The following is a 10,048-nucleotide window of genomic DNA, read 5'->3' on the forward strand; positions in this document are numbered from 1 at the left end:
GGGAAAAATCGTCCAGTGACTGGAATTCGAGGTTGACCGGAAGGTCGTCGGCATCGTCCTCGAGCCGGTTGGTCACCGTCGTGGAGAGGGTCAGACCGGCCTCTTTCATCACCGACTGGAAGTTGTTCTTGTCGACGGAAATGGTCTTGCGGTCTTCGAGCGGGGTTTCTTCGGGCTGTCCCCGGAAATCACCCACGACAAACAGCTTCAAAGGCAGCTCGGTTTCTGCCTGCTGATCACCGGTGGCGGGAACATACTTGATATTGATGCGCTCTTTGGGCGCAACTGAGCCGTCCTTGGACATAAGGTTTTCTTCCCTGAAATTCTGTGTGGTGGTGCAATCCTTTGGGCTCGCCTTCCTGGCGTGCCACGTCAAAAACTCTACACAGGAATTTTCGGGCACTCAAGCAAAAATTCGCCGCATCTTGTTGAAATGCGACACACGTCAGGCAATGTTTTGCCCAAATCAGACACTTAGCCATCGCCGCCATGTTCGAACGAGCATACTGGTGGATGAGACCTGGCCTGCATACGCCTTGCAAACGCTCGTTATCACCGGTGACAGAACCCAAGCGAAACCAAGGTTTTGGCTCCCGGTGCATGGCCTGGTTTACCTATCGATCCTCGTGCAAGCGACCTTCTACATATTTATGCAGTATGCTGGCAACAAGTGTTTGATAGGGAATACCTTCCTCCAAGGCTTTCTTCTGGAGCCCCCTAAGATCCTTAGAGGAGAGCCTGATGTTGATACGGGCATCTTTCTTGAACATAGCCTCGGCGTACTGCTGATGTTGCGACTTCCTGTCTTCATTATCTGGCGACCGCTGCAGATCTCCAGCATCGAATGCATCCAGAATTTCCTGTTCTTCTTTATCCAGCCTATTCACTTTGGACCTCCCAAATAGGTTTTGGTCGCTTTCCGGCTTGGGATGATCGTTTTCAGAAAAACCTCATCCTCTGACTCCACAAAGGGCACTAAATACGCATACCCCTCTATCTCAATCACATGAATGTGTTGCCCCGGATATTGCTCCTGATTCGGATGCCCAAACGTATCCAGGATGCCTCCAATCGAGATATGCAAAACCACATCCTCGAAAGACACTTTTCTTTCTGCTTGGAGAAGCTTGTTCTTATCTGGATTCCAGGTGATGGATTTCATGAATCAAAGAGTAGCACAACGTGTGCTTTTTGTACTCACCAGCTAAGAGCAGTTTTCTGACGCTCCGCATTAACGCGGAAAGTGAGCTCCACACAAACTCGCGTCCTGCCCTGCTGACCCGCTCTCTCTGGCCTGACCATTCTCAGCTTAGTAACGTTCATCACCTAAGAAAACGATGGCACCAGCAGCCAATGACGCCCCGCCGCGCCCTCGATATACTGCCGGGCGAATTCTACTAACCGTCAAAGACCAACCTGACAAGGACCACAGCATGAGTGACCTGAAGCAACAGTTCGACGACGCCGTCAACTACATCCAGAACGCCGAGGGCGACTTCAAGCCCTCCAACGAGCTCAAGCTCGAGTTCTACGGCCTTTACAAGCAGGCCACCGAAGGCGATGTCAGCGGCAAGCGTCCGGGCATGATGGATTTTGTCGCCCGCGCCAAGTACGACGCCTGGGCCAAGCTCAAGGGCATGTCCAAGGAAGAGGCGATGCAGAAATACATCGACCGTCTGGAAGAGATGAAAAAGGCCGGTTGAGCTTCAGCCCGGCTTGATAGCGCCACGTCGGCCCGGTGAGCGGCCGGCGTGGACTTTTTGTTTTGCCGTGGTCAAACGATTGTCATAAGATGCGCGCACCATAACAAAAACAAGCACCCACCATTGGACGGCTCACCATGAATATCACCGAGGCGCTGGAGCATAGCCAGCCCGGTCTGCTGGTCCGCGTGACTCAGGCCATGCAGAAGCACCAGCTCAATCAGCGCACCGAACAGACTTACCTGCACTGGATTACCCGTTTTGTGCTGTACAGCGGCCTGAAGGCGCCGGAAGCGCTGGAAGGGGACGACCAGCAGCGCTTTCTGACCTACCTGAAGGATCGCATCCGGGTCTCCCGGGCACGGCTGAACCAGGCCCACCAGGCGCTGGAGTTCTTCTATCAGGACGTTCTGGAAAAGCGGGAAGTGGCGACGGCGGTGGCCTAACGGCCGGTCAGGTTGGTGTTCAGGGTATCGTAAGTGCGATTCTCGGGCGGCCGGATGATGTAGTTGTCACTCCAGGTCTGGCCCGGCACCACTTTGGGATTGCTGAAGCGGATCTCCACCGGAATCTCAGACCGGCCCAGGTCGGTGCGGCTGTCCCGGGGCTGCAGCGCCAACGGGTCCAGATAGAAATCCTCGTTGCTGAGTTCGGCGGAAGACCGTGCGGTGCGCACCGGTACGCCGGCGGCGGGGGCTTCCAGCCCGCCTTCGATCACGGTGCTGGCCAGGGATTCCTCCGCCATGGAGCGGAAGGGAATGGTGTCAACGGTGGAGCGCTCCTCGTAGACGAAGGCCTCCTCGCCGGCCTCCGGCGCCGGGCTCGGCTGTACCTGCGCCAGTGCGGGCAGCGTCAGTACCGCTACCAGGGCCATACCGGCCTGCCGTGTCCGTGAATTGTCCATTACTCACCTGTTCCCGCCCAGGACACGTCGCAGACGGCGCCGTGCCAATTTTTGAACAGTTTATACCCAATCACGGCGTCAGTTGGAACGCTTCGCCAATTTTGTGACGGGGCGCACTGGTCATTCCGGGCCATAGCGGATGTCCACCAGCACCATTTCCTGGCGGCCCTCCGGCGTTCGCACCTCCACTTCGTCATCTTGCCGCTTGCCCAGCAGGGCCCGGGCCAGGGGCGCATCCACACTGAGCAGGCCCCGGGACAGGTCGAATTCATCCGGCCCCACCAGCCGATAGGTGCTGCGCTTGCCGGCCTCGTCCTCCACTGTTACCCAGGCGCCGAAATAGACCCGGCTCTGGTCGTCCGGCAGCCGGTCCACCACCGTGAGTTCGTCCAGGCGCTTGGTGAGAAAGCGCACCCGCCGGTCGATTTCCCGCAGCTGCTTCTTGCCGTAGATGTACTCGGCGTTTTCGGAGCGGTCCCCCAGTGCCGCGGCTTCACGCACCGCCTGGGTGACCTCGGGCCGCTTCTGCTTCCACAGGTAGTTGAGTTCGTCTTTCAGGGCGCGTTCGCCCTCCGGGGTAATATAGCGGGCCCGGCCCCGGGGACGGGTATTGGAATCGGCCATGGTAGGATCTCGCAGGCGACTGGGGCGGGGACATAAAAAACCCCGCAGGAGCGGGGTAAGGCTAGCGCTGTGCTGGAGGGATAAGCAAGTCGAGCCTGCCTTTCGCTACCCTTTCCATTCTCCACAGGCCGGGTTACCCCCGCGTGGCTCACCGATTACGCTTTTTTCAGGAGCCTGATGCTCCGCAAATTAGGTTGCCCACTCTAGACGGAAACACTAGCGTTCAGCCTCGGAACTTTGGGCTCAAACTTTGCGTCCAACCAGAATTCAGACCGGGTCGGTTTGCCATCAGACCGATTCAAGACAAGACAGGAAGCTGCGATGAATACCAAGAAACTGCTGGATACTGCCCTGAACGGGCTGGATTATGTAGGCTTTCAACTGGACCAGTACGGCATCACCGGTAAGGTCAACCGCCACAACCTGGCGGCCTTCCTGATGGCCGAGCAACACCACCTGGAAGGTCAGTGGGACAGCCTGCAGGTGCGCATCGACCGCCGCCGCGCCAGCCTTGAAGCCCTGATCAACACCGTCGAGTCCCGCACCGGCGCGCTCCTCACACCCCTGCGCAAGTTCCGTAAAGCCGCCTGAACCCGGCAAGGCCCGGCCTGTCAGGGTGACGGCAGGCCGCCGGTGCTGGTGTTTGAGGACGATTCGGTGTCGGCATCCTCCAGGGTGCTGGCACTGATGGCGCGGATCCGGCGCTTGTCGGGGCGATAGCCCGGCAGGCGCACGGTGACTGTCAGGCCCGGCTGGGCTTCGCCGGGGTAGCGGTCGCTGAGCAGGATCTGGCCCTGGTGAATCTCGGTGACCGCGCTGACCAGGCTCAGGCCCAGGCCGTTACCCGGCAACGAGCGGCTCTTGCCGACCCGATAGAAGCGCTGGAATACCTGGTCCTTCTCGCTGTCGGGAATACCCACCCCACTGTCGCTCACCTCGATAACGGCTTCGGGTCCGTCATAGCGCACCACCACCAGGATATCGCCGTGCTCGGGGGTGTACTTAATGGCGTTGTCGATCAGGTTGCTGACCATCTGGAACAGCAGGTCCCGGTCGCCCTCGATCATGACCTGGTCGTCCACCGAATGCCGGAACGTCTGTTCCTTCTCTTCCGCCAGGGCTTCGTAAAGCTCGCAGGCGTCGCTCACCAGCAATCCCAGCGACACCGGCTTCATGTCGGCGGCGTTGCCCCGGGTCTCCAGCCGCGCAATCCGCAGCAGGGCGTTGAAGGTGGCCAGCAGTTGGTCCGCCTCCGCCACAGCGCGGCCCGCCTGCTCCCTGGCCTCCTCGTTGTCCACCGACATCAGGGTGTTCTCGAGCTGGTTGCGCAACCGGGTCAGCGGGGTGCGAAGGTCGTGGGCGATGCTGTCGGAGACGTGGCGGATGCCTTCCATCAGGTAGACGATGCGGTCCAGCATCTGGTTGAGGTTGTCCGCCAGCTGGTCGAAATCGTCCTGGGTGCCGCGGGTGGGAATCCGCAACGACAGGTGGCCGTTCATGATCTTTCGGGAGGTGTTGTTGATCACCTCGATGCGTTTGGTGGTGCTGCGGCTCATCATGAACCCGCCCAGCAGCGCCAGCGCCAGGGTGATGCCCATGCCCCAGTTGATGGCGGTCTCGATCAGCCGTTTCAGGGTGGTGAGGTCTTCCACGTCCCGACCCACCAGCAGCCGCAAACCACCCTGGACCTCGAATATCCGGGCCCGGGCCTGGCGCTGGGGTCCGACCCAGCCGACGCTTTCGTCCAGGGTGAAGTTGATCCAGCCACTCTGGGACTGGGCCTGCTCCGGCCAGGAGGCCAGGTTGCCCGCCAGTTTGACGTAGTCGTCGGTGGTGAACAGGTAGACGGTCTTGGCGTTGGGGTCCCGGGCCACCCGCTCGCGGATGATGGTGATCAGGCCGTTGACCCCCCGGCCCCGGTACTGCTCCGCCAGGCCGGTGATTTCCGCTTCAATGGTTTCGTCGGTCTGGGCGGTCATGAAACCGGCGGTGCGCCAGTAGATGAAGGCCAGTAGAAGAAAGACCGAGGTGGCAAACACCACCATGTAGAGCAGTGCAAGCTGGAAGGTGGATGTCTTTAGCTGACTAAGAAGTTTCACGCAACATGTACCCGGCGCCCCGAATGGTCTGCAGCAGCGGCGTGTCGAACTCCTTGTCGATTTTCGCCCGCAGGCGGCTGATGTGAACGTCGATCACGTTGGTCTGGGGGTCGAAATGGTAGTCCCAGACCTTCTCCAGCAGCATGGTGCGGGTCACCACCTGGCCGGCGTTGCGCATCAGGTATTCCAGCAGCCGGAATTCCCTGGGCTGGACATCGATGTTCTGGCCGGCACGCTTGACGGTGCGGGCCAGCAGGTCCATTTCCAGATCCGCCACCCGCAGTACCGTCTCGGTCTCGGCGGTCTGGCGGTTACGCCGCACCAGGGACTCGATACGGGCCAGCAGCTCGGTGAAGGAGAAGGGCTTGGTGAGGTAATCGTCGCCGCCGCCGCGAAGACCGGCCACCCGGTCGTCCACGTCCCCCAGGGCACTGAGGATGAGCACCGGTACCTGGTTGCCGGTGGCGCGCACGGTCTTGATGATGGACAGGCCGTCCATGCCCGGCAGCATGCGGTCCACGATCATGATGTCGTAATCGCCACTGGCGGCCAGCATCAGGCCTTCCTTGCCGTCCGCGGCATGGTCCACGACAAAATCGGACTCTTTTAGTCCCTTGATCAGATAGGTTGCAACGTCCTGATCGTCTTCAATTACCAGTGCTTTCACCGGCGGCCTCCCCATTGACCCATGGTCCGAGCGTCATATCTGGTGCCAGAGTAAGGGCAAGCAGGGACGCGGACCAGTTACCATCTTGTAAGCAGGTGTCGCCATCAGCGACGGGCTACGTGCCCCGCCAGCCAGCCCAGACCGGCATCGGTGGTGGCGGCCGGATGATACTCCGCGCTGACCCAGCCAGGGTACCCCAGCCGGTCGATGGCTTCGAACACCCGATCGAAATTGATTTCGCCAGTACCCGGCTCGTGGCGGCCCGGATTGTCGGCAAACTGGATGTGACCGATCATCGGCAGCAGGCGCTCAAGGGTGCGGATCAGGTCACCCTCCATGATCTGCATATGGTAGAGGTCGTACTGGAATCGGACATTGTCCGCCGCCACCGACTCCAGCAGGTCCATGGCCCGCAGCGAGGAATCGAGCACGAAGCCCGGCATGTCCACCCGCGAATTGATGGCCTCGACGCAGAGTGTCAGCCCCGCGCGACGAAACCGCTCCGCGGCCCAACCGACGTTCTCCACCAGCGTCTGCCAGGCCGCCTCCGGGGCCAGCTCCTGGGGCCGGATGCCGGCCAGGCAGTTGGCGCGGGGGCATCCGAGTACTTCGGCGTAATGAATGGCCTGCTCGACCCCATCGCGGAACTCGGTGCGCCGCTCCGGCAGGCAGGCAATGCCGCGCTCACCGGCGGCCCAGTCGCCGGCCGGCAGGTTGAACAGCACCTGCTCAAGCTTATGCCGGTCCAGCAGTTTGCGCAGTGTGTCGGCCGGATAGGGGTAAGGGAACAGGTATTCGACGCCGGCGAAACCTGCCGCGGCGGCGCGCTCGAAGCGATCCTCGAACTCGACCTCGGTAAACAGCATGGACAGATTGGCAGCGAACCTTGGCATCTCAGGACTCCGTGGTATGGCCGCCCAGGCGGGCGCCGTTGAGATGTTCCAGGGCCAGCAGCAGGCCACTGTGGTCGACATCGCTGTGGCCATCCGCCAGCAGCGACAGGTACTGATTGTGCACCTGCTGGGCCAGGGGCAGGGTCAGGCCCTCCGCCCGGGCCTCGTCCAGGATCATCCGCATGTCCTTGAGCTGGATCCGCGCCGGCGCACCGGGGGCGAAGTCCCGGTCGATCATACGCTGGCCGTGCAGCTCCAGGATTCGGCTGCCGGCAAAGCCGCCCATCAGCGCCTCCCGCACCGCGGCCGGATCGGCGCCACCCCGGGCCGCCAGCAGCAGCGCTTCGGACACCGCGCCAATGGTGATGCCGACGATGGCCTGGTTGGCCAGCTTGGCAAGCTGGCCGGCGCCCACCGGCCCGATGTGGGTGACCTTGCCCAGGGGCCGCAACACGTCCGCGACACCGGCCAGGGTGCCGGCATCACCGCCGGCCATGATACTGAGACGGCCCTGCTCCGCGCCCAGTGTGCCGCCGGAAACCGGTGCGTCCAGGTAGCCGGCACCGCTCTCCGTCACCCGGGCGCCGTGGGCCCGGGCCAGGGATGGTGGCGCCGAACTCATGTCGATCAGCACCGCGCCGGGCTCCAGGGCCTCGATCACGCCCTGCCCCACCAGCACCTGATCCACCACCGGGCCGTTCTCCAGCATGGTGATCACCACATCCGCCCCGGCCACCGCTTCGGCGGGCTCGGCGCAAATCCTGGCCTGGCCGCGAAAGGGCTCACACTTGCTGGCGGTGCGGTTCCAGAGGCTCATCCGGAAGCCGGTCGCCAGAAGATTGCGGGTCATGGGCGCGCCCATCAGGCCGATGCCCAGGAAGGCGATATGGCGGGGTTCTGTGGTCATGGCTGTGTTGTCTCCAGGTCATTCGTAGGCCGGCAATCCAGGGCCTGCCCGGGAATACGCAAAAAAACGCCACCAGACCCGGCGGGTGTGGTGGCGTTCGGTATTGCCTGCTAGGGGCCGGAGAAGGCTCAGGCCGCTTCCGGTTCAGCCTCCAGCATCTGCTGGCGGATCTTCTTCATGGCGTTCTTTTCCAGCTGGCGGATGCGCTCCGCCGAAACGCCGTATTTGTCCGCCAGTTCATGCAGGGTGGACTTGCTGTCGCTGAGCCAGCGCTCCCGCAGGATATCCTGGCTGCGCTCATCCAGACTGCCCAGCGCCTCCATCAGGCGGGCGTTGGAATCCTCGGTCCAGTCGGACTGCTCAAGCTGCCGGGCCGGGTCACTGCGGTTGTCCTGCAGGTAATGGGCCGGCGCCTGATAGGCGGTATCGTCATCGTCATCCATGGGGCCGTCGAAGGCGGTGTCCTGGCTGGCCATGCGGCCTTCCATTTCACGGACCACACGAGGTTCGACCCCGAGATCCTCGGCGACCGCGTTGAGCTCATCGTGACTGAGCCAGGCCAGACGCTTTTTCTGGCTGCGCAGGTTGAAAAACAACTTGCGCTGCGCCTTGGTGGTGGCCACTTTCACGATGCGCCAGTTACGCAGGATGAACTCGTGGATTTCGGCCTTGATCCAGTGCACGGCGAACGACACCAGACGCACCCCGTATTCGGGGTTGAACCGTTTGACGGCCTTCATCAGGCCGACGTTGCCCTCCTGGATCAGGTCGGCCTGGGCCAGACCATAGCCGGAATAACTGCGGGCAATGTGAATCACAAATCGCAAGTGCGACAACACCAGCTGGCGGGCGGCTTCGACGTCGCCTTCGTAATGCAGGCGCTCGGCCAGATCACGCTCCTCGTCAGCGGTAAGCACAGGAATGCGGCTTGCAGCCTGAATATAGGCTTCAAGGTTAGCACCAGGAACCAGTCGATCAGCTAGCTGTAAGCTTGTACCCATGCGTTTCCCTCCCATGCATTGCGGTCTTTAAGTGAATAGGCACGCAACAGGACCGCAGTAAAAAATCTGTTGAAAACCCGTGCTTCCGTAACCAAATACTCCATTAACCGATGTATTTAATAAAATCGCTACATCTTCAACCTACACTGCCTTCTGCGACACTTTCAATACGCTGTTTCCGTAACAGGCGATCACAATGCCGGACTCAGCCGGGCTCGATCGCATCCAGATGCCGCTTCACGGCCAGCCAGGCTCCCAGCCAGCCGAAGGCGACGGCTGTCAGTAATAATAGCACAGAGCCCTCCACCGACAGACCCGACAGGCTGAATTGACTGCGATAGAGGCTTGCCAGCTGCTCCACCGGGCCGCTCAGCCACCAGAGCGTTATTTGCAGCAGAACAAATGCAACAACCCCGCCGCCGAGGCCGAACCAGACGCCGGTGTAGAGAAAAGGCCGGCGCACGAAGGCATCCGTGCCCCCCACCAGTTTGGCCACCAGAATCTCATCCCGGCGGCTTTCGATCGCCAGCCGGATGGTGTTCCCGATCACCAGGATCACCGCCACCGCCAGCAGCAGCGCCAGGGCCCAGACGCCGCGGCCCAGCAACTCGGTGATGGCATTGAGGCGCTGCAGCCAGCCCAGGTCCACCTGCACCCGGGCAACGCCGGGACTGGCTTCCAGCGAGGTCAGCAAGTTGCTCATGGCGACGCCGCCGCGGGCGGCTTCGGCGGGGGTCACCAGCAGGGTATGGGGCAAGGGGTTTTCGTCCAGGTAGTCCAGGGCCTGGCTGAGGCCGGAGCTGGCCCGGAACTCGGCCAGGGCGGCGGCCTTGTCGATCAGCTCGATCTCCGCCACATCGGGCCGGGTGGCCAGTTCCAGCCTGAGCCGGTTGGCCTGCTCCAGGGTGGTGTCGTCACTCAGGTAAACCGTCACCCGGGCGGCGCTTTCCCAGCCCGCGCTGACGCCCTGCAGGCTGGTGAGCAACAGCAGCAGGCCCACCGGCAGAGCCAGGGCGACGCCCATCACGGTCCAGGTCATCAGGCTTGCCACCGGCGTCTGCACCATCCGGCGGGCGCTGTCGCGTGCCACCTTGCGGTGATGGGCCAGGTAGGTCTCCAGCATCTCCCGCCAGGGCGCCTTGCCACGGCGGGCACCGCGCTGCGGGGATTTGCCGGAGCTCTCCGGAGGGGATCGACGGGCGTTCATCGGGCATTCCTCACGATCGCACCGCCGGCGAGCCGCCCGCCAC

General features: G+C 62.0%; 14 protein-coding genes. 3 read left to right on the forward strand and 11 right to left on the reverse strand.

Translation table 11 applies throughout. The features are described from left to right. The 3 genes from tssB to R3280_RS14195 form a co-directional block, all read right to left on the reverse strand. A partial coding sequence (gene tssB / locus R3280_RS14185) for a type VI secretion system contractile sheath small subunit (protein ID WP_318999267.1) occupies positions 1 to 304 on the reverse strand: 304 nt, incomplete at its 3' end. A gap of 310 nt (positions 305 to 614) precedes the next feature. After that, positions 615 to 887, reverse strand: coding sequence for a hypothetical protein (locus R3280_RS14190; RefSeq protein ID WP_318999268.1), 273 nt, complete (start codon positions 885 to 887; stop codon positions 615 to 617). Next, the gene (locus R3280_RS14195) at positions 884 to 1,162 is read right to left on the reverse strand and encodes a BrnT family toxin (RefSeq protein ID WP_318999269.1); all 279 of its coding nucleotides are present in this window, start codon (positions 1,160 to 1,162) and stop codon (positions 884 to 886) included. Before R3280_RS14195 ends, R3280_RS14190 begins: the two co-directional genes overlap by 4 nt. Positions 1,163 to 1,433: 271 nt before the next feature. On the opposite strand from R3280_RS14195, the gene R3280_RS14200 reads away from it, so the two are divergent. Together R3280_RS14200 and R3280_RS14205 are read left to right on the forward strand one after the other, a co-directional pair. Continuing rightward, entirely contained in the window at positions 1,434 to 1,703 is a 270-nt protein-coding gene (locus R3280_RS14200; protein ID WP_318999270.1) for an acyl-CoA-binding protein, read from the forward strand. Between the two features lie 137 nt (positions 1,704 to 1,840). Then, positions 1,841 to 2,149 carry a site-specific integrase gene (locus R3280_RS14205; RefSeq protein ID WP_318999271.1) on the forward strand — a complete coding sequence of 103 codons (309 nt, stop codon included), beginning with the start codon at positions 1,841 to 1,843 and terminating at the stop codon, positions 2,147 to 2,149. Here R3280_RS14205 and R3280_RS14210 read toward each other — a convergent pair. Together R3280_RS14210 and greB are read right to left on the reverse strand one after the other, a co-directional pair. Further along, a complete protein-coding gene (locus R3280_RS14210) occupies positions 2,146 to 2,607 on the reverse strand; it encodes a hypothetical protein (protein ID WP_318999272.1) in 462 nt (153 codons plus the stop codon). The genes R3280_RS14205 and R3280_RS14210 overlap by 4 nt on opposite strands. A gap of 120 nt (positions 2,608 to 2,727) precedes the next feature. After that, a complete protein-coding gene (greB, locus tag R3280_RS14215) occupies positions 2,728 to 3,231 on the reverse strand; it encodes a transcription elongation factor GreB (protein WP_318999273.1) in 504 nt (167 codons plus the stop codon). A 321-nt stretch (positions 3,232 to 3,552) separates the two neighbouring features. Between greB and R3280_RS14220 the strand changes: the two genes are divergently transcribed. After that, positions 3,553 to 3,822, forward strand: coding sequence for a hypothetical protein (locus R3280_RS14220; protein WP_318999274.1), 270 nt, complete (start codon positions 3,553 to 3,555; stop codon positions 3,820 to 3,822). Positions 3,823 to 3,842: 20 nt separating this feature from the next. Here the strand turns inward: R3280_RS14220 and R3280_RS14225 are convergent, their stop codons facing one another. The 6 genes from R3280_RS14225 to ftsX form a co-directional block, all read right to left on the reverse strand. Beyond that, positions 3,843 to 5,330 (reverse strand): HAMP domain-containing sensor histidine kinase, encoded by a 1,488-nt coding sequence (locus R3280_RS14225; RefSeq protein WP_318999275.1) that lies wholly within the window; start codon positions 5,328 to 5,330, stop codon positions 3,843 to 3,845. After that, a complete protein-coding gene (locus R3280_RS14230) occupies positions 5,317 to 5,997 on the reverse strand; it encodes a response regulator transcription factor (protein ID WP_318999276.1) in 681 nt (226 codons plus the stop codon). The genes R3280_RS14225 and R3280_RS14230 overlap by 14 nt, the downstream gene beginning before the upstream one ends. A 104-nt stretch (positions 5,998 to 6,101) precedes the next feature. Next, positions 6,102 to 6,890 carry a hydroxypyruvate isomerase gene (gene hyi, locus R3280_RS14235; protein WP_318999277.1) on the reverse strand — a complete coding sequence of 263 codons (789 nt, stop codon included), beginning with the start codon at positions 6,888 to 6,890 and terminating at the stop codon, positions 6,102 to 6,104. Position 6,891: 1 nt separating this feature from the next. Then, the gene (locus R3280_RS14240) at positions 6,892 to 7,797 is read right to left on the reverse strand and encodes an NAD(P)-dependent oxidoreductase (protein WP_318999278.1); all 906 of its coding nucleotides are present in this window, start codon (positions 7,795 to 7,797) and stop codon (positions 6,892 to 6,894) included. 128 nt (positions 7,798 to 7,925) lie between these two features. Further along, a complete protein-coding gene (rpoH, locus tag R3280_RS14245; RefSeq protein ID WP_318999279.1) occupies positions 7,926 to 8,798 on the reverse strand; it encodes an RNA polymerase sigma factor RpoH in 873 nt (290 codons plus the stop codon). A 205-nt stretch (positions 8,799 to 9,003) separates the two neighbouring features. After that, on the reverse strand, positions 9,004 to 10,005 hold the full coding sequence (gene ftsX, locus R3280_RS14250) for a permease-like cell division protein FtsX (RefSeq protein WP_318999280.1): 1,002 nt from the start codon (positions 10,003 to 10,005) through the stop codon (positions 9,004 to 9,006). Between the last annotated feature and the right edge of the window lie 43 nt (positions 10,006 to 10,048).

This window comes from Marinobacter sp. (genome assembly GCF_033722195.1).
Classification (GTDB): Bacteria; Pseudomonadota; Gammaproteobacteria; order Pseudomonadales; family Oleiphilaceae; genus Marinobacter.